This is a genomic window from Aquisalinus flavus (genome assembly GCF_014640095.1).
In the GTDB taxonomy this organism is placed as follows: domain Bacteria; phylum Pseudomonadota; class Alphaproteobacteria; order Caulobacterales; family Parvularculaceae; genus Aquisalinus; species Aquisalinus flavus.
In genome coordinates, this window is the sequence record NZ_BMGH01000001.1 from 57128 (window position 1) to 75033 (window position 17906).

The 17906-nt window shown below is 63.6% G+C and carries 16 protein-coding genes; 10 read left to right on the forward strand and 6 right to left on the reverse strand.

The genetic code is table 11. From position 1 onward, the window contains the following. Nucleotides 1-2: 2 nt before the first annotated feature. Nucleotides 3-698 carry a TIGR04283 family arsenosugar biosynthesis glycosyltransferase gene (locus IEV88_RS00285; RefSeq protein WP_188159311.1) on the forward strand — a complete coding sequence of 232 codons (696 nt, stop codon included), beginning with the start codon at nucleotides 3-5 and terminating at the stop codon, nucleotides 696-698. Beyond that, entirely contained in the window at nucleotides 695-1375 is a 681-nt protein-coding gene (locus IEV88_RS00290; protein ID WP_206711289.1) for a TIGR04282 family arsenosugar biosynthesis glycosyltransferase, read from the forward strand. Before IEV88_RS00285 ends, IEV88_RS00290 begins: the two co-directional genes overlap by 4 nt. On the opposite strand, the gene IEV88_RS00295 is transcribed toward IEV88_RS00290, so the two are convergent. Then, nucleotides 1311-2693 (reverse strand): MATE family efflux transporter, encoded by a 1383-nt coding sequence (locus IEV88_RS00295; RefSeq protein ID WP_188481176.1) that lies wholly within the window; start codon nucleotides 2691-2693, stop codon nucleotides 1311-1313. The two genes, IEV88_RS00290 and IEV88_RS00295, sit on opposite strands and share 65 nt — an antisense overlap. Before the next feature lie 238 nt (nucleotides 2694-2931). On the opposite strand from IEV88_RS00295, the gene ahr reads away from it, so the two are divergent. From ahr to IEV88_RS00310, 3 genes are all read left to right on the forward strand, one after another. Further along, on the forward strand, nucleotides 2932-3942 hold the full coding sequence (gene ahr, locus IEV88_RS00300) for an NADPH-dependent aldehyde reductase Ahr (RefSeq protein WP_188159313.1): 1011 nt from the start codon (nucleotides 2932-2934) through the stop codon (nucleotides 3940-3942). A gap of 67 nt (nucleotides 3943-4009) precedes the next feature. Beyond that, nucleotides 4010-4153: an Entericidin EcnAB gene (locus IEV88_RS00305; RefSeq protein WP_188159314.1), complete on the forward strand. Its 144-nt coding sequence runs from the start codon at nucleotides 4010-4012 to the stop codon at nucleotides 4151-4153. 124 nt (nucleotides 4154-4277) lie between these two features. Beyond that, nucleotides 4278-5459 (forward strand): dipeptidase, encoded by a 1182-nt coding sequence (locus IEV88_RS00310; protein WP_188159315.1) that lies wholly within the window; start codon nucleotides 4278-4280, stop codon nucleotides 5457-5459. A 9-nt stretch (nucleotides 5460-5468) separates the two neighbouring features. Here the strand turns inward: IEV88_RS00310 and IEV88_RS00315 are convergent, their stop codons facing one another. Beyond that, on the reverse strand, nucleotides 5469-5918 hold the full coding sequence (locus IEV88_RS00315) for an avidin/streptavidin family protein (protein ID WP_206711290.1): 450 nt from the start codon (nucleotides 5916-5918) through the stop codon (nucleotides 5469-5471). A gap of 172 nt (nucleotides 5919-6090) precedes the next feature. Then, nucleotides 6091-6507 (reverse strand): hypothetical protein, encoded by a 417-nt coding sequence (locus IEV88_RS00320; protein ID WP_188159316.1) that lies wholly within the window; start codon nucleotides 6505-6507, stop codon nucleotides 6091-6093. A gap of 175 nt (nucleotides 6508-6682) precedes the next feature. Between IEV88_RS00320 and IEV88_RS00325 the strand changes: the two genes are divergently transcribed. Further along, nucleotides 6683-8125, forward strand: a complete 1443-nt coding sequence (locus IEV88_RS00325; RefSeq protein WP_188159317.1) for an MATE family efflux transporter — start codon at nucleotides 6683-6685, stop codon at nucleotides 8123-8125. On the opposite strand, the gene IEV88_RS00330 is transcribed toward IEV88_RS00325, so the two are convergent. Together IEV88_RS00330 and IEV88_RS00335 are read right to left on the reverse strand one after the other, a co-directional pair. After that, the gene (locus IEV88_RS00330; RefSeq protein ID WP_188159318.1) at nucleotides 8118-9893 is read right to left on the reverse strand and encodes a lytic transglycosylase domain-containing protein; all 1776 of its coding nucleotides are present in this window, start codon (nucleotides 9891-9893) and stop codon (nucleotides 8118-8120) included. The genes IEV88_RS00325 and IEV88_RS00330 overlap by 8 nt on opposite strands. Nucleotides 9894-10046: 153 nt before the next feature. Then, the gene (locus tag IEV88_RS00335; RefSeq protein WP_188159319.1) at nucleotides 10047-10916 is read right to left on the reverse strand and encodes a uracil-DNA glycosylase; all 870 of its coding nucleotides are present in this window, start codon (nucleotides 10914-10916) and stop codon (nucleotides 10047-10049) included. A gap of 187 nt (nucleotides 10917-11103) precedes the next feature. Between IEV88_RS00335 and IEV88_RS00340 the strand changes: the two genes are divergently transcribed. After that, the gene (locus IEV88_RS00340; RefSeq protein WP_188159320.1) at nucleotides 11104-11781 is read left to right on the forward strand and encodes a hypothetical protein; all 678 of its coding nucleotides are present in this window, start codon (nucleotides 11104-11106) and stop codon (nucleotides 11779-11781) included. Nucleotides 11782-11795: 14 nt separating this feature from the next. Then, complete coding sequence (locus IEV88_RS00345; RefSeq protein ID WP_188159321.1) at nucleotides 11796-11960, forward strand: hypothetical protein; 165 nt, start codon at nucleotides 11796-11798, stop codon at nucleotides 11958-11960. Between the two features lie 79 nt (nucleotides 11961-12039). Here IEV88_RS00345 and IEV88_RS00350 read toward each other — a convergent pair whose 3' ends face one another. Next, entirely contained in the window at nucleotides 12040-13560 is a 1521-nt protein-coding gene (locus tag IEV88_RS00350; RefSeq protein ID WP_188159322.1) for a DEAD/DEAH box helicase, read from the reverse strand. Nucleotides 13561-14063: 503 nt separating this feature from the next. Here IEV88_RS00350 and IEV88_RS00355 point away from each other — a divergent pair. Together IEV88_RS00355 and IEV88_RS00360 are read left to right on the forward strand one after the other, a co-directional pair. Beyond that, entirely contained in the window at nucleotides 14064-15737 is a 1674-nt protein-coding gene (locus IEV88_RS00355; protein WP_188159323.1) for an electron transfer flavoprotein-ubiquinone oxidoreductase, read from the forward strand. A 230-nt stretch (nucleotides 15738-15967) separates the two neighbouring features. Further along, nucleotides 15968-17905 (forward strand): tetratricopeptide repeat protein, encoded by a 1938-nt coding sequence (locus tag IEV88_RS00360; RefSeq protein WP_188159324.1) that lies wholly within the window; start codon nucleotides 15968-15970, stop codon nucleotides 17903-17905. The last annotated feature ends 1 nt before the right edge of the window (nucleotide 17906 follow it).

Sequence of the window (17906 nt, forward strand, 5' to 3'; positions counted from 1 at the left end):
GGATGATTTCCGTTGTTATCCCCACGCTCAACGCCGCCGCTACCCTGCCGGCCTGTCTCGCGGCGCTGCTGCCGGCGACGGTCGACGGGCTGGTCAGGCAGGTGATCATATCCGATGGCGGGTCCACTGACGAAACGGCCGCCATCGCCGGGGAGGCCGGGGCCGATGTCGTCTTGGGGCAGAAGGGCCGCGGCCCGCAGCTCGCCGTCGGGGCACAGCAGGCGCGGGCCGACTGGCTGTTGTTCCTGCATGCCGACACGGTGTTGCAGCCGGGCTGGGAACAGGCGGCAGAGGCGTTCATGGGCCATTCCAGCACGCGGGAGGGCGGGCTCCAGAGAGCCGGCTATTTCCGGTTCCGGCTCGATGACCGCAAGGCCGGGGCGCGGCTGGTTGAGGCGGGCGTCGCCCTGCGCTGCCGCCTGCTACGGCTGCCCTATGGCGACCAGGGGCTGTTGATCCCCCGCGTCTTCTATGAGGCGCTGGGTGGCTATCGCCCGATGCCGATGATGGAGGATGTCGATCTCGTCGACCGCATCAAGAAAGAGGGCACGCTGACGGCGATCCCGGCGCGGGCGGTCACCTCCGCCGCGCGCTACCGCACCGATGGCTATGCCGCCCGTGTGCTGAAGAATGCCCGGTGCATCGCTGCCTACAAGCGCGGCGTGCCAGCCGAGCGGATCGCGGAGATGTACCGGTGAGCCCTTTAAGCCAAAGGGGGACCCTGGTCATCTTCGTCAAGGCACCAATGGTGGGGCGGGCGAAGACGCGCCTTGCCGCCGGGATCGGGTCGGCGCGGGCGGTCAGTTTCTATCGTCAGTCAACGGATATACTGGTGAAGCGGCTGGGGAGCGATCCGCGCTGGCGCACGGTGCTGGCGGTCGACCCGCCCGCCGCCACCGGGCGCGGCTGGTTGCATTTGTGGCCGCCGCATCTGCAGCGGGTGGCGCAAGGCAGGGGAAACCTCGGCCAGCGCCTGCGCGATGTGCTGAAGGCGATACCGCTTGGGCCGGTCGTCATCATCGGGTCGGACGCGCCGCAGGTCAGCCGCGATCACATCGCGCGGGCCTTTCACCTGCTCAGGCATCATGACGCCGTGGCCGGCCCGGCGGCGGATGGCGGCTACTGGCTGATCGGGCTGAAGCGGCTGAAGGCAGCGCCGGGGGCGTTCCTTGATGTACGCTGGTCCGGCGAACACGCGCTGGCCGACACGCTGGCAAGCCTGCCGCAGGGCTTTTCCGTCGCACGGCTGCCGGTACTGCGCGATGTCGATGAGGCAGGGGATCTCGATGACAGGATCCTGCTGCGGAGTATCAGACGGAAGCCTTGTCCGTCGTCTTTCCTCCCGCCTTCTCCCCGTGGGGCAGGCGGGAATTGATCAGCCAGGCGGCGAGCGCCCCGGCGACGAGCCAGGACAGCGGTGCGGCGAGGAACACGCCGGTCGGCCCGTCGATCCCCGGTATCAGCCCGCGCGACAGGACCCAGGCCGCGCCGATATAGACGATCAGAAAGCGCACGGCGCTCATCATCGCGGCGAGGTTCGGATGGCCGAGCGGGTTGAGCACGCCAAGCCCGGCATAGAACAGCCCGGCAAAGACGAAGCCGATGCCGGTCAGCATCAGGAACTGGTCGGTGCTCGCAATGATGTCCGGATGGTCCGAGAACAGCCGCCCGATATCACCGCCGAAACAGGCGAGCACGGTCATGGCGAAGAGGCCCCACAAGACCGCAAACCGCCAGATCCAGCGCTCGGCCTGTTCCAGCCGTTCCGGCTTTTTCGCGCCGGCATTCTGGCCGATGAACGGGCCGATACCCTGTTGCAGGGCGAAGAACGGGATCAGCATCAGCGTTTCGATGCGCGAGCCGACGGTGAAACCGGCGACCGCCTCCGGGCCATACTGGGCGAGGATGCGCACGATGGCGGCGGTCGCCAGCGGCGAGACCAGCTGGGCGATGGTGGCGGGCACGGAGAAGCGCAGGATCGAGCCGACATGGCGCGGCAGGGCCTGGACCGAGCGCCAGGAAATCTCCATCACCTTTTCGTGGAAGCCGAGATACCAGACCGCGGCGATGACGATGGTGAAGCGCGCGGCAATGGTCGCCCAGGCAGCCCCGGCCATGCCCATCTCGGGAAAGCCGAGCCAGCCGAACACCAGCACCGGCGAGATTACTGCATTGATGAAGGCGGCAACGACCATCATGATCGACGGGATCAGCGCCTCGCCATTGGCGCGGATCAGCGAATTGGCGACGATCGGCGAGACCAGGAAGATCAGGCCCATATACCAGACGTCCATATACTGATCGACATAGGGCATGAGGGTTTCCGGCGTGCCGAGCAGGCGGAAGACCGGGTCGGAGATCACCTGCATCAGCACGGTCATGAACAGCGAATAGCCGATGACGAGGGTCATGGTGTTCGCCGTCAGCCGCCGGGCGCGGGGCATGTTGCCTTCGCCGATGGCGCGCGAGACGACCGACTGTGCGCCGAAGCCGAGGCCGATGGCGAACGCCCCCATGAAGAAGATCACCGGAAAGCAGAAGCCGATGGCGGCGAGCGGCTCGGCGCCGAGCATGCCGATATAGAATGTGTCGACAATGTTGAAGGCGATGATCGAGAACAGCCCCATCGACATCGGCCAGGACAGCCGCCAAAGGGTCCAGCCGACCGGCCCGCCCGTCAACCGGCCCTGCACATGCTCTGTGCCCCTTGGCGAGGAAGCGGGCGGGGGCGGTGATGTGTCATTGCTGGGGGAGGGGATGGAAGGCTGGCGGGTCATTGGCTGCCATATACGCCCCGCCGGTCGCTTTAGCCACAGCCCGAGCGCACAAACGCGCGATCAGCAGGTGCTGCAAACGCTCCCTGCTCATCCCGCTTGCCGTGTGGCGTGGATGGTCCACATTCTCCATAGCAATCAGCAGGAGGGATTTATCATGACCACGATCAATGCATGGGCCGCGAAGGAAGCGGGCGCGAAGCTCGAACCGTTCACCTATGAGACCGGCGAGCTTGGCTCCGACGAGGTGGAGGTTGATGTGACCAGCTGCGGTATCTGCCATTCCGACCTGTCGATGCTGAACAATGAGTGGGGCATGGCGAAATATCCGTTCGTGCCGGGCCATGAGGTGATCGGCACGGTCGCGAAGATCGGCAGCGCGGTGAAGGGGCTGAAGGAAGGCCAGACCGTCGGCGTCGGCTGGATGGCGCATTCCTGCCTGCACTGCCATCAATGCCTGTCGGGCGAGCAGCATCACTGTCCTGAGGCGATCGGCACCATCGTCGGCCGCCATGGCGGTTTCGCCGACAAGGTCCGCGCCCAGGCCGCCTGGACCGTTCCGCTGCCTGACGGCATTACGCCGGAAGAGGCAGGCCCCCTGTTCTGCGGCGGTGTCACCGTGTTCTCGCCGATCGTCGATTATGGCGTGAAGCCGACCGACCGGGTCGGTGTCGTCGGCATTGGCGGGCTCGGCCACATGGCGCTGAAATTCCTCAAGGCCTGGGGCTGCGAGGTCTGGGCCTTCACGACCAGCCCCGACAAGGAAGAGGAAGCAAAGCGCCTCGGCGCGCACAAGGTCGCCAATACCCGCGACAAGGAGGCGCTGAAAGAACTCGCCGGCAAGTTCGACTTCATCCTGTCGACAGTGAACGTGCCGCTGCCCTATGGCGATTACATCGGCGCGCTCGCCCCGCGCGGCCGGTTCGTGACCGTCGGTGCCATGGTGTCGGAACCGATGGCGGTGCCGGCCTTCTCGCTGATCGCCGGGGCAAAACTCGTCGGCGGGTCGGATATCGGTTCGCCCGCGCGCATCGCCACGATGCTGGAGTTCTGCGCCCGCCACGGCATCGCGCCGCAGACCGAGACCTATCCGATGGACAAGGTCAACGAGGCGATGGCCCATCTGGAGGAGGGCAAGGCGCGGTATCGGATCGTGCTGACGCGATAATTTTCCGGTAGGGAACTTTCCTGAAACAGGGCTGTTAAATTGTGGTTCATTAAAAGGAGAACGGGCTATGTCTATTTTTTCAAACAAATTGTCCTTGCTGGCCGCCTTGTTTCTGATGTTCGGCGCAACCGCCTGCAACACCATCGAAGGTATGGGTGAAGATGCAGAAGCGGCTGGCGACGCTGCCGAGGATGCGACTGACGGCGAATAACGCCTGATCGAATGAGAGAGAGAAGAAGCGGCATCGGGCCCGGGTCCGGTGCCGCTTTTTTGTGGGACAGCGACAGCTGCGCCACGCGATTGCCCGGATCATGCGATCGGGTATGATCGCGGCCATGAAACTCCTGCTCAAACTGCTTGGCGGGCTCGCCGTCTTTCTCATACTGGGTACGCTTGTCGTTTACTGGTTCGTGCTGCCCGGCATCGCGACAAATGCCGACCGCGATATGAACCCGGTCGTCGCACATGCGCCCTATGACATCGCGCCGGATGCGGCCGCGCTGCACCGGACGCTGAACGTCGCCGACCTGCATGCCGATACGCTGCTATGGATGCGCGACCCGCGGCAGCGCCATGATTTTGGCCAGACCGACCTGCCGCGCCTGCGCGAGGGGGCGGTGGCTTTGCAGGTCTTCTCCACCGTGACCAAGAGCCCGAGCGGGCTGAATTACGAGACCAACGAGGCAGGCTCGGATGACATCACCCTGCTTGCCATTGCCCAGCACTGGCCAATGCGCACCTGGGGGTCGATCTATGAGCGCGCCGCCTATCAGGCGCAGCGGCTGCAGGAGATCGAGCGCGACGACGAGACTTTCTTCATCATCCGCACACGTGGTGATCTTGCGGCCATGCTTGCCGCCCGGCAGGACAACAGGGCCGTCATGGGCGGACTTCTGGCGATGGAAGGCGCCCATCCGCTGGAGGGTGAACTCGCCAATGTGGACAGGCTGTTCGGCGAGGGCTTCCGCATGATGGGGCTGCAGCATTTCTTCGATAACGAGCTGGGCGGCTCGCTCCACGGCATCTCCAATGACGGGCTGACCGGGTTCGGCCGCGCCGCCGTCGCGCGCGCGCTGGAACTGGGCATGGTGATCGATGTCGCCCGTTCATCGCCGGCTGTGGTGGAAGATGTGCTGGCGATGACAGATGCACCGCTGGTCGTCTCCCATACCGGCATCAAGTCATATTGCGAGACCAAGCGGAACATTCCAGACGAGTTGATGGCGCGGATCGCGGCGGGTGGCGGGCTCATCGGCATCGGCTATTGGGAGGACGTGACCTGCGACGCCTCACCGCTCGGCATTGCCAATGTCATCTTCTATGCCGTGGAAAAATTCGGCGTCGATCATGTCGCCCTGGGATCGGATTTCGATGGCACGGTGACGACGGAACTCGACACATCGGAGCTGGCGGCGATAACGGACCGTCTCTTGTATCTCGGCATGACTACGGAGGATATCCGCAAGGTCATGGGCGACAACGTGCTGCGCTATCTGTCTGAAAACCTGCCCGAATAGGCAGCGTGTCTAATCTGAAACTACCGGCACGAAGACATCGGTCCCCGTCAGTTGATGGTCCCAGTCGTAATCGCCATGGGAACGGGTCAGGTGCCAGATGGTCTCGATGGTCGGGACGCCGTCGAGTATCCGGCAGGTGCCTGACCAGGCCGAGACACTGCCATAGGGCGTGAAGCGGACCGAAAAGGTCAGGGCCGGAACGACATCGTCCGCCCTGTCCGGCTCGCTTTCCACGACCCAGCCGGTGAGCGCGAAGGCTTCTCCCGCCGTGCCGGATGGTGAGGTAAACTGGCCACGAAGATGGCCGGAAATGTCTTCAACCTCCGTGATGATGAGCGTCGGCGACCCGTTGATTGCATTGGTCCATTCGCCGGTCAGGCTGTCGCAATCGGCGGCAAGCGCAGGTATCGAGAGAATGCCTGTCAGCGCCATGCCCGAAAAGAGACTGATAATACGCATACCGGTCACGAGAAACGCTGCAGGCTATCCATCTGAAAGACGGGGCAAGTTTCGTTGCTGCGCGCGGTCAGGCCTGCTGCGATCTTTTTCATTATCGTCCTCTCGCTCATGCGATACCTGCACAATCCATCGAGACAATTCCGGGGAGTCGAGAAAGGCGCCGCCGGAACGTCTACCAGTAAATAGCGCAGTAGGTCTCTTCGATAAAGCCGAGTTCTTCTGCCACCGCCATGAGACCCCCAATCGTGGCGTCATCGAAGCCCCGGCCGGTCAGGGAATCGGCCAGAGTGTCGTAGTGCTCCTGGGTACCGAACTCGTCAAATTTCAGCAGCTCCTGCAGGAACACCAGATAGGTGATGAAGTCCTGTTCGTTCAGATACGCGCCGGCTACGCCAAGCGAGCAGGCGCAGCTGGCCGACGCTTCGGCAGCGCTGTCATAGTACTGCGTCTGATCAGCCATGCAGATGCGCGTGAATTCGGCGACGGCATCATCGAGAGTTGCGGGGGTCTGTTGCGCCGACGCAATCGTCATCGGCACAATGGCCGTCAGGCTGATCGCCAGAAGGCTTGTGATCGATTTGTTTTTCACCTGAAGGCTCCTCGTTCTTCCGGCCGCCATTCTGATCTTGCACAGAGTGCGCTGCAAGCTGAATAAATCCGCCTCCCGCAGTTTTTCCGGTTGCCTTTTGACGGCGCTCCTGTATTCAGGCCGGCTGGCCAAAACAAGCGATCATTCCAGCGATAGACAAAAGCAGGCTGATGTCATGGATCACCAGGAGCGCGAAGAAGAAGGCACATCGCAGGAGGCAAGCGGGCAGGTGAAACGCCGCCTGGCCCTGTTCAGCGTCGCGCCCGGCAGCGACTGGCTCGTCGAACTGGGCGCCACGCTGCGTCTCGCCTGGCCGCTGATCATTGCGCAGCTGGCGCAGATGGCGATCTTCACCACCGACACGCTGATGATGGGCTGGCTCGGCCCGGAATATCTCGCGACCGGCACGCTCGCGGTCGCTTACCTGCACCCGCTGTTCGTGTTCGGGCTCGGCCTGCTGTTTGCGCTGTCGCCGATGATGGCGCAGGCGCTGGGCGCGCGGCAGTTCAGGAATGTGCGCCGCACGGCGCGTCAGGGCTTCTGGGCGGCGCTGGCGATGAGCGCGGTCATTATCCCCATATTGTGGCAGGTACGCCCGCTGCTCGGCCTGACCGGCCAGACCGAGGCAACGCTGGCGATGGCGGAGATCTATGTCCATACGGCGGTGTTCTCGATCATCCCGATGCTGCTCTTCGTGGTGCTGCGGACGCTCGTCTCCGTGCACGGAGAGACCCGTATCGTGCTGATCATCACGCTTTCCGGGATCGCGGTGAACGCGTTGGGCAACTACACGCTGATGTTCGGCAATTTCGGCGCGCCGCGGCTGGAACTGCTGGGCGCGGCAATTTCCACGGTCACGGTCAATACGGTGATGCTGTTGCTGCTGCTCGCCTATGTGCAGCTGCGCCGGCGCTTCCGCCGCTATCACATCTTCGCCCGCTTCTGGCGGCCGGACTGGCAGCGTTTCCGCCAGATCTTCACCCTCGGATCGCCAATCGGCCTGCAGTCCATGGCGGAGGTCGGCCTGTTTGCCGCTGCCGCCATGATGATGGGGCGGATCGGCACGGATGAACTGGCCGCCCACGCCATCGCCCTGCAGCTGGCGGCGCTTGCCTTCATGATCCCGTTCGGCCTCAGCCAGGCGACGACGATCCGTGTCGGTCTCGCCGCCGGCGAGGGGCGACGGGCCGGTATCGGGATTGCCGGCTGGGCGTCCTATCTCGTCGCCATGACCGTGATGAGCATGACGGCGCTGATCTTCTGGCAGATGCCCAAGCCGCTGATCCACCTGTTCCTGAACCCGGCAGCGCCGGAGAACGCGGTGCCGATCGCGCTCGCCGTCGGCTATCTCGGCGTCGCCGCGCTGTTTCAGCTGGTCGACGGGGCGCAGGTGGTTGCCGGGGCGGCGCTGCGGGGCCTCAGCGACACGACGGTGCCGATGGTGATCGCGCTGATCGGCTATTGGCTGGTCGGCATGCCGCTGTCCTACTGGCTCGGCTTCCACACGCCGCTGGAAGGGATGGGCGTGTGGTACGGCCTTGCCGCCGGGCTCGCCGTCGTCGCGGTGGTGCTGACCGGCCGCTTCATCCTGCGCGAGCGCTTCGGCCTGGTCAGTTGATCGTCACCAATTCGCCTGCGCTGCCCTGTACCGGACCAACCTGCGAGGTGCGGGCGTTTTTCGCATCGACCGGCACATAGATCGCCTTGCCGCCAGCGGCGAGGGAATCGCGGCTCGGCGCCGGCTGGCCGAGACGGTCGCGATAGACCCACATATTGGTCAGGACATATTCGACGAAATCGCGCGCTTCCGGATTGGGAATGCTCTCGATCATCAGCAATTCGTCCGACACCGGATTGGCCGCTTTCCAGCGCGACAGGTTTCCCGGCCCCCAATTGTAGGCAATCGCCATTTCCAGCAGGTCGCCATCGGTATAGCGCGTCAGCAACTGGTCGATATAGGACTGGCCGAGCTGCATGTTGTAGCCCGGCTCATACAGCTTGTCGCTGGCCCTGCCGTCATGCTGCATCAGTGAGCTGTCATTGGCGACATAGCTCGCCGTGCGCGGCATCAGCTGCATCAGCCCGGCAGCACCGACGCGGGACATGGCCTCCGTCTTGAATTTGCTCTCCTGGCGGATCATGCCGAACAGGATGGCGCGGTCGATCTTGAAGCCGTCATTGGGGGCATAGTCCGGCAGCGGATAGAGCCCGGCGGCGGTGAACGGCGTTGCGTCCGGCAGATGTGCAGCGGAGGCGATCGCCATGTCGATCTGGGCGGCCCAGAGCTTCGTGTCGAAGGCGACGGCCATCAGAGCGGCGTCATCCGCATCTTCAAGCTCGCCATGGGCCCAGCGCATCTCGGTATGGGCCAGCGTTTCCATGCCGATCTGGGCCAGGGCCGCTGCACGCCGAACACGGACGGACTTTGCGCTGATCTGGTTCCACTGGGCTTCGGTCAGCCGCGGCACGGACCAGTCGATGCCGCTGTCCTGGCCGAGCTGACCGAGCGCGAGCTGACCATAGAAGGTAAACGGAAACTGCGCGGCGATGTGCAGATAGGGGATGACCTTGTCATGGCGGCCGGTGGCAAGGTTGGCGCGCGCGGCCCAGAATCCGGCAGCGGCGCGGAACGAGGCTTCCTGGTGCTTCACGTCGGCCATGCGGGTGAAATAGCCGGCGGCGGCTTCATAGTCGCTCTTGCGCCACGAGGTCAGCCCGGCGACCCAATAGGCGAGCACGGCAGTGTCGCCATTGCGCGCGGCGACTTCGCGGGCCAGCTGCGAGGCTTCGGCGAGGTTCTCGTTGTAATAATAGGACGCGGCGATCCACGACAGGACGCGGTCATATTGCGCGTCGCTGAACTCGGCACGCCAGCGCGGCGTCCTGATATAGTTCAGCGCCTGTGTCGGGCGGTCATCGGCGTTGAGATAGCGGATATAGCCCTCGATGCGGGCGACCTCTGCCGGGTTGCGGTTGTTCTTGTAATCTTCCTTCAGGGCCGGCGGCAGCCAGTCCTCTTCCCTCGTGCGCCAGCGGCGGGTCTGGTAATTGTCCGGCGCGATCGCGCCGCGCGGGCGGCGCTTGCTGGCGAGAGAGTAGATAACATCCGCATTCGGATGGTCGGCATATTTGTCGAGCCAGGAGGAGAGTTCCTCATAGGAGGAGCGCCACGCCGTCGGGTGCATGTAGCGCTGGTGCAGGACATGACCCATCAGGATCGGGTCTTCGAGCTTGGCGATGATCGCGTCGGCGGTGCTCATGTCGCCTTCTTCCTGTTCCTGGAAGATCGCGCGATAGCGGGCGGCATCGGCCTCGCTCAGCGGTGTCGCCACCTGCGTCGAGGCACTGGCGGCCAGCGCCGTGCCTGCGATAAAGACTACACTCATCCAAAGCGCCGGAAGCACCCGCTGCAGCATTGTGATATACCCTTTCTGACAGGTCTGGCCTTTGAAGTTACCAGCGCCCGGGCTGTATGGAAACAGCCGGGCGTCCACAAGGCACATTTGTAATGCCTGGTTAAGGGATGGTTAATCGGTGCTCTAGGACCGGAGCCGCTTGCGGATCTCGATCAGGTCAGCCCAGGCAAGGCGCTTCTGGGCCGGCTGGCGCAGCAGGAAAGCGGGGTGGAAGGTCGGCAGGACCGGAATGACCGCGCCGCCCGCCGTGGCATGGTCGCGCCAGGTCCCGCGGGCGCCGGTGATGCCGCCGGCATTGTCGAACAGGGTCTGGGTCGGCGTGTTGCCGAGGGTGACGATCACCTTGGGGGCATTCAGCTCGATCAGGCGTGCGACGAAGGGAAAGCAGATGGCGATCTCGGCTTTCGTCGGCGCGCGATTGCCCGGCGGGCGCCAGAAAATCGCGTTGGAGATATAGGCGGGGGCGAGATCGCCCTCCTGCCGGGCATGGCCAATGGCTGCGAGCATGCGGTCGAGCAATTGCCCGGCGCGGCCGACAAAGGGCCTGCCGATACGATCCTCCTCCCGGCCCGGCGCCTCGCCCAGCAGCATCAGCGGTGCCCCGGCAATGCCGTCATCGATCACCGTGTTGCGTGCGCCCGGCTTGAGCGGGCAGCCATCGAAGGCGGCGATAGCCTCGCGCAGGCTCTCGATGTCGGTCGCCGCAGCGGCGGCGGCCCGGGCGGCGGCGATGGCTTCGTCGGCGGGCAAGGGATCGTCGCCCGGAAGGATCGGCGCGGGCGCGGGCTTTGACCGGGTGGGCGCAGCGCGCGGCGCCTGCTGGGGGCTTTGGGCGACAGGGGGCAGCGCTTTCCGCGCGGAGCCGGTCCATTGCGAAAAGTCCGACGGCACGTCGCCGGTAATATCGTCGATCCCCATCTCCGCATACCAGGTCAACAACGCGCGCAGGGCGGCGGCATCGACTGGCGGGGCTTCGGGGGAGATGTCGGACATGGCGCCAGTCTAGGCGCAGCGCGCGCGCGGGGCAAGAACCGGGCGTCACCCGGCTTTGATTGTAATTCCCGCCAAAACCCTTATGTATGGCCATAGGCCGACAGGCCGCGCGATGATGGAAACCGCTTTTTTCTCTTAAAGATTTTTCTCCTTTCGGGGGTCGCTGCAACACTCCCAAGGAGGCGACATGTCCCGCATTTTTATCTCTACACGATTATTCATCCCGCTATGTCTGGCCCTGCTCGGCGCCGGTCTGGCCTCGTTATCCGGAGCCGCGGCGCAGAATGTGCCCGTCAATGCAAGGGATCTTGGCAACGGCCTCGGCTGGCAATGCGAAGAGACGTATCAGCGTATCGACGATGGCTGCCAGAAAATCGACGTTCCTGAAAACGCCTATGCCACGAGCAGCCGCTACGGTCGCGGCTGGGACTGTCAGAGAGGCTATATGGCCGATGGTGCCCGGTGTATCCCCATGGATATTCCGTCCAATGCCTATCTCAACTCCTATGGCGATCGCTGGGAATGCGAACGCGGCTATCGCCGTGAGGCTGAGCGGTGCGACCAAATCATCGTGCCGGGGAACGGCTATCTGACCGGTGCTGCCTATGGCACAGGCTGGGCCTGTCTGCGTGGGTTCAAGAGCGGTCAGGATAGCTGCAACAAGATCGTCGTGCCCGCCAATGCCTATCTGTCTGGCAATGATTATGGCACGGGCTGGACGTGTGAGCGCGGTTACACCTCTGGTGCGTCGTCCTGTACACGGATCAGGTTACCGGAAAACGCCCATCTCAATGCCAGCGGCAATGGCTGGGAATGTGACCGACCTCTCATTAAGCAGATCGATCAATGCGTCCTGAAAGGATGAGTAAGGAAGAAATCATGAAACAGACCTATTCAGCCAAGCCCGACATGACCGAGCACCGCAATAGCGACCGGCCCAAGACGCGGGAATGCCTGAACTGCAAGAAAGCGTTTCACAGCGAATGGTCGGGCGAGCGGGTCTGCAGCAAGTGCAAGTCCAAATCGGCCTGGCGCCGGGCCTGATCGACTATGCAGTACCCTGCACAATAAAAAACGGCATCCCCTGCGGGATGCCGTTTTCGTTAGTCGTTAATCTTGGCGCTTATGCGTCTTCACGACGGCGTTCGCCAGCCTTGGCGCGGCGCTGCTGCGAGTTGCGCGGACGCGGCTTCTGGTAGTGATTGTCGGTGTCGTTGGCGCCGGCGCCAACGGTTTCGCCTCTCCAGTCGTCGCGGCGGTTATTGTCACGCGATGATTTGGCCTTGCGCGGCTGCTGGCTGCGGGTGCCATCGGCACTGCGGCTGTCACTGCGATTGTCGCTGCGGCTGTGATTGCGGCCCTGTGACTGGCCACCGGCATTGCCTGATCCCGCCGGGCGCTTCTGGGTCCTGGAGCGGTTGTTCTTGCCACGGCCGGAGCGGGGCTGCTGTTGCGGCTTCTGATCTTCCTGCGCGACCGGCGGCAGGGCGTTGATCTCGGCAACCGAGCGGTTGAAGCCTTCCGGTAGTTCGGCAAGCGGCACGCGTTGTTTCGTGACTTTCTCGATGTCGCGCATGAACGGGCGCTCGTCGCTGGCGACGAAGGACAGGGCGATACCGTCACGACCGGCGCGAGCCGTGCGGCCGATGCGGTGGACATATTGTTCGGGCACGTTGGGAATCTCGAAATTGATCACGTGCGAGACGCCATCGATGTCGATGCCGCGTGCGGCGATGTCAGTGGCAACGAGGATCTTCAGGCTGCCGTCGCGGAAGGCACCGAGGGTGCGCTCGCGCTGGGGCTGGGACTTGTTGCCGTGGATGGCAGCCGCCTTGATGCCGGCGCGGGCAAGATATTTGACCACGCGGTCGGCGCCATGCTTCGTCCGGGTAAAGACGAGGGCACGATCGATCGTTTCATCCTGCAGCGTCAGCGTCAGCAGCGCCTGTTTCTCCGACTGGTTCACATGCACGGCGACCTGGTCGACACGCTCTGCCGTGGTGGCGGCAGGGGCGACGGAGACTTTCACCGGGTCCTTGATGAACTGCGAGGCAAGCTCGGCGATCGCCTTGGGCATGGTCGCAGAGAAGAACAGCGTCTGGCGTTTTTTCGGTACCAGCGGCACGATTTTGCGCAGGGAGTGAATGAAGCCCATGTCGAGCATCTGGTCGGCCTCGTCGAGGACGAGGACCTCGACATCGGACAGGCTCAGCGCCTTTTGCTGGATCAGGTCGATGAGACGGCCCGGCGTTGCGACGAGAACGTCGACGCCGCGCTGCATCTCACGGATCTGGCGGTTGATCGGGATGCCACCGAAAACCGTCGCGACACTGACTTTCATGTGCTGGCCATAGGTGCGGAACGACGCCGCGATCTGGCTCGCCAGTTCGCGGGTCGGCGCGAGGATCAGCACGCGGGTCGATTTCGAGCGCAACTGTACCGGATTGGCTGCAAGATGGTTCAGGATCGGCAGCGCGAAGGCAGCGGTCTTGCCGGTGCCTGTCTGGGCGATGCCGAGAATGTCGCGGCCTTCCAGCGCCGGCGGGATCGCCTGGGTCTGGATCGGTGTCGGCTGGGTGTAGCCTTCGTCAGCAAGTGCCTGGAGCAGCGGCTGGGAAAGCTTGAGAGTGTTAAAATCAGTCATTAAATGATCTTTCTGATTGGCGCGCGCGATTGCGCCGGCGCCTTGAATAGAGTTGGGATTGGGTTGATCGTGCCCATGCCGGACCAAAAAAATGGCGCGCATGGCGACGGGTTCGTGTTGAACGACCCGCGTGAAATAAGGGTGCGTAGGGGGGTTCGTCCGAAGAGGAGGCCCGGTTACCGGCTGTCTCACCGGCAGCGCTTCACGCTGGCTCACCTCATGCGCGGCCCCCGGGCTGCGCTGACGATAGGGACGACATGAACGCTTTTCGCTTGAATGTCAATGACTTTCGGTCACGGGTGGAATATTTCCGGTCAGGCTGGTGATCGTGCCGGAGCGGACGTCGCCGTCGTCGCCATTCTGCTGCTGCCCGCGCCGGACGCAGGAAACGGATAGCGTCGTAGAGTGGCCGCGCCGGGACTGCACAACCCATTGGCCTTTCGGTGCCAATTGCCCTAGGTCTTTAGGGAACCAAAACGCATTCAAAAGCAGGCAGTTAGATCATGACTGAAGAGACTATCGAACGCGAAAGCATGGAATTTGACGTGGTGATCGTCGGTGCGGGGCCTGCGGGTCTGTGCGCGGCGATCCGCCTCAAGCAGTTGGACGAGCGGAACGGCACCGAGACGAGTGTCGTCGTCGTCGAAAAGGGCTCCGAGGTCGGGGCGCATATCCTGTCCGGCGCGGTGGTCGACCCGAAGGCGCTGGACGAGCTGATCCCGGACTGGAAGGAGCAGGGCTGCCCGCTCGAAACCGAAGTGACCGAGGAGAGCTTCCTGATCATGGGGCCGGCCGGCTCGCTGCCGCTGCCGGTCTTCGCCATGCCGTCCATGGTCAAGAACCATGGCTGCTATATCGCCTCCATGGGCAATGTCTGCCGCTGGCTGGCCGAGAAGGCCGAGGGCATGGGCGTCGAGATCTATCCGATGATGGCCGCCTCGAAATATCTCAAGCGCGAGGACGGCTCCGTCTCCGGCGTCATCGTCGGCGAGGTCGGCATCGGCAAGGATGGCGAGAAGAAAGCCTCCTACGAGCCCGGCATGGAACTGCACGGCAAATATGTGTTCCTCGGCGAAGGCGTGCGCGGCTCGCTGTCCAAGGACATCATCGCCGAGTTCGGGCTCGACACTGAAAGCGACCCGCAGAAATACGGGATCGGCCTGAAAGAGCTGTGGAAGGTGCCGGACGGGAATTTCCGCCCGGGTTTCGTGCAGCACACGTTCGGCTGGCCGCTCGACAATGACACCGGCGGTGGCTCGTGGTGCTATCATTTCGGCGACAATTACGTCTCGATCGGCTTTGTCGTCCATCTGAATTACAAGAATCCCTATCTTTCTCCGTATCAGGAGTTCCAGCGCTTCAAGACCCACCCGGACATTGCGAAAATGCTGGAGGGCGGCGAGCGTGTCGCCTATGGCTCGCGCGCGATCACCGAGGGCGGGTTCCAGTCGATCCCGAAACTGACCTTCCCCGGCGGCGTGCTGATTGGCTGCTCGGCCGGGTTCGTCAACGTGCCGCGGATCAAGGGCAATCATAACGCGATGAAGACCGGCATGCTGGCGGCCGAGGCGGCGTGGGACGCGCTGCAGGGCGGTCGGTCCGGCGACGAGCTGGAGGCCTATTCGGAAAAATTTTACGCCAGCTGGGTCTATGACGAGCTGAAAAAGGTCCGCAACGCCAAGCCGCTCTGGACGAAATATGGCACGCTGCTCGGCGGCATCGCCCTGACCGGTGCCGATCTGTGGCTGAACCAGCTGACCGGCGGCTGGTCGCCCTTCGGCACGATGCGTCACGACAAGACCGATGCCGCCGCGACCGAACCGGCGAGCAGGCACAAGCCGATCGCCTATCCAAAACCCGACGGCACGCTGACCTTCGACCGGCTGACCAATGTCGCCTTCTCCTTCACCAATCACGAGGAAGACCAGCCGGCGCATCTGAAGCTGCTCGACCCGTCGGTGCCGGTCGATGTCAACCTGCCGACCTATGCCGGGCCGTCCCAGCGTTATTGCCCGGCGGGGGTCTATGAATTCGTCGAGGAGGGCGGGCAGACGAAGTTCCAGATCAATGCCCAGAACTGCGTCCACTGCAAGACTTGCGATATCAAGGATCCGACCCAGAACATCAAATGGACGGTGCCCGAGGGCGGCGGCGGGCCGAACTATCCGAACATGTAAGGGCCTGGAAGGCCCATCGCCGGGATTTCGCGCCGGTTCCGGTCGCCATATGCGCGGGAAAGAATAAATTTCCGCCATGATTTCTTCACGGCTGGCGTTTACGGGTGATCATTGCCATTGTGCCGTCTCCGGTCGCGGATGGCTTGCGCCCCGCCGGGGCGTCTGTTGTTATGCTGCCGGAAGTGCGGGTGGCGTGTCTGCCCGTTTGGCCGCCACATGAGGAAAAGCTCTTGATAGTCCTGCGTAAACCGATCCTTCTTCTCACATTTGCGGCCTCGCTGCTGGGTCTTGGTGCCTGCGCCACGCCCGGCGGATCGCAGGGCTATGTCGTCCGGGACCTGCAGGAAGAAACGGTTGTCGGTGACTATCTGAAGGCCCGCTTCGCGGCGAACCAGCAACAGCTTGATATTGCTGCCGATGCCTATGCCCGGGCGTCGGAGGCGGCACCCCAGGATGCCCTGCTGCTGCGCCATGCCTTTTTTTACGAGCTTGCCGCCGGCAATGTCGGCGCCGCTGCCGATCTTGCCCGGCAGCTCAACCAGCCGGAATTCCGGACCCCAGAATCCGGTCAGGACGATGGCGGGGAGGCGATGCGCCAGGCAATGGCCGCTGCCAGGGCGCAGCAGAGCCTGTCCCTGCCGATCCTGACCGTAGCGGCCGACCAGATGGCCGACGGCGATTATGATGACGCGCTGGAAACGCTCGATGCCGAAACGGAGTCGTCCTACGTCCAGTCGATCAGCTATCTGATGCGCGCCTGGGCCCTGTATGAGACGGACGGCGCCGATGCCGGCCTTGCCATGCTGGACAACACGCAGGCACAGTCCTTCTCCGGCTTCACCCCGCTGCACAAGGCGCTGATGCTGGAGGCCGCCGGCCGCCGTAGCGAGGCGCGCGAGGCCTATGCCGCCGCGATGCAGGCCTATCCCGCCGAGCAGACCCGCATCGCCCAGGCCTATTTCCTCGAGCGCACCGGCAGCAGGGATGAGGCGCTCGCGCTGTATCGCGGCATGGTCGACGAGAGCGGCGTTCTGGTGCGCACCGGCCGCCTTGGCCTGATCCGGCTCGGCGAGCCGCTGGCCGGCGAAAGCGACATCATGATCCGCGAGGCCAGGCGATTCCGTGTGCGTCCTTTCGTGAGGTCCGGCGCTGACGGGGCAGGGCTCGCGCTCTATCATTTCGCCTGGGCGACCTATCGCCAGGCGCTGAGCGAACAGGCCGCCGCCTATCGCGCCGGGTTCACGAATCTGACCCTGCTGCTCAACACGCCGCTCGCCTTTGCCCAGCTGTCTGCTCATCTCAACGACGATTTCGATGCGGTCAATTACCTGATCGGCGGGATCTATAACTCCTATGAGATGTATGAGGAGGCGGCCCGCCTGTTCGGCGAAGTCTCCTTCAACGATTCTTTCTACGAATACGCCATGGCGGACCGGGCCAGTGCCTTGGTCGAGATGGAGAAAACCGGCCAGGCCCTCGAACTGTTGCAGGGCTATGTTGCGCGCGATGCCTATGCCGTATCCACGGCCCTGCGCCTTGCCGGGCTTTTATCCGACGACGGACAATATCAGGCAGCAGAGCAGACCCTGACCGGTGCCATCGACCGCATCGAGCAGCGGCCGGAAGACGAGCGCGGCAACGATCTGTGGCGTTATTATTTCTCCCGCGGCGTGCTTTTCGCCGACATGGATCGCTGGGGTGAGGCCGAGGCCGATCTCGTGACGGCGAGGGAGCTGTCGGACGATGAACCCTATGTGCTGAACTATCTCGGCTACACCTGGGTCGAGCGTGGCGAGAACCTGGCAGAGGCTTTCGCCATGATCGAGGCCGCCTTGCGCCAGGAGCCCAATTCAGGCGCGATCACCGACAGTCTTGGCTGGGCCCATTACCAGCTTGGCGAGTTCGACGAGGCGATCGAGTATCTCGAGCGGGCCGTGGCGCTGGAGCCTGCCGACCCCGTCATCACCGACCATCTCGGCGATGCCTATTGGCAGGTCGGGCGCCGCAATGAGGCGCGGTATGAGTGGCGCCGGGCGCTGAGCTATGATCCCGATGGTGAGCTGCGCGCCGCCATCGAGCGCAAGCTTGCCAAGGGCGAGCTCATCACGGCGGAAACCTCTGCCGAGGGGCCATCCGACATCGCGGCCGAGCCGTCGCAAACACCCTGAA

Bases quoted from the DNA above. Each gene is read 5' to 3' on its own strand.
- IEV88_RS00310 (WP_188159315.1), top strand. From the start codon at position 4,278: ATGAAACTCCTGCTCAAACTGCTTGGCGGGCTCGCCGTCTTTCTCATA.
- IEV88_RS00305 (WP_188159314.1), top strand. From the start codon at position 4,010: ATGTCTATTTTTTCAAACAAATTGTCCTTGCTGGCCGCCTTGTTTCTG.
- IEV88_RS00345 (WP_188159321.1), top strand. From the start codon at position 11,796: ATGAAACAGACCTATTCAGCCAAGCCCGACATGACCGAGCACCGCAAT.
- IEV88_RS00350 (WP_188159322.1), bottom strand. From the start codon at position 13,560: ATGACTGATTTTAACACTCTCAAGCTTTCCCAGCCGCTGCTCCAGGCA.
- IEV88_RS00335 (WP_188159319.1), bottom strand. From the start codon at position 10,916: ATGTCCGACATCTCCCCCGAAGCCCCGCCAGTCGATGCCGCCGCCCTG.
- IEV88_RS00315 (WP_206711290.1), bottom strand. From the start codon at position 5,918: ATGCGTATTATCAGTCTCTTTTCGGGCATGGCGCTGACAGGCATTCTC.
- IEV88_RS00325 (WP_188159317.1), top strand. From the start codon at position 6,683: ATGGATCACCAGGAGCGCGAAGAAGAAGGCACATCGCAGGAGGCAAGC.
- IEV88_RS00355 (WP_188159323.1), top strand. From the start codon at position 14,064: ATGACTGAAGAGACTATCGAACGCGAAAGCATGGAATTTGACGTGGTG.
- IEV88_RS00285 (WP_188159311.1), top strand. From the start codon at position 3: ATGATTTCCGTTGTTATCCCCACGCTCAACGCCGCCGCTACCCTGCCG.
- IEV88_RS00340 (WP_188159320.1), top strand. From the start codon at position 11,104: ATGTCCCGCATTTTTATCTCTACACGATTATTCATCCCGCTATGTCTG.
- IEV88_RS00330 (WP_188159318.1), bottom strand. From the start codon at position 9,893: ATGAGTGTAGTCTTTATCGCAGGCACGGCGCTGGCCGCCAGTGCCTCG.
- ahr (WP_188159313.1), top strand. From the start codon at position 2,932: ATGACCACGATCAATGCATGGGCCGCGAAGGAAGCGGGCGCGAAGCTC.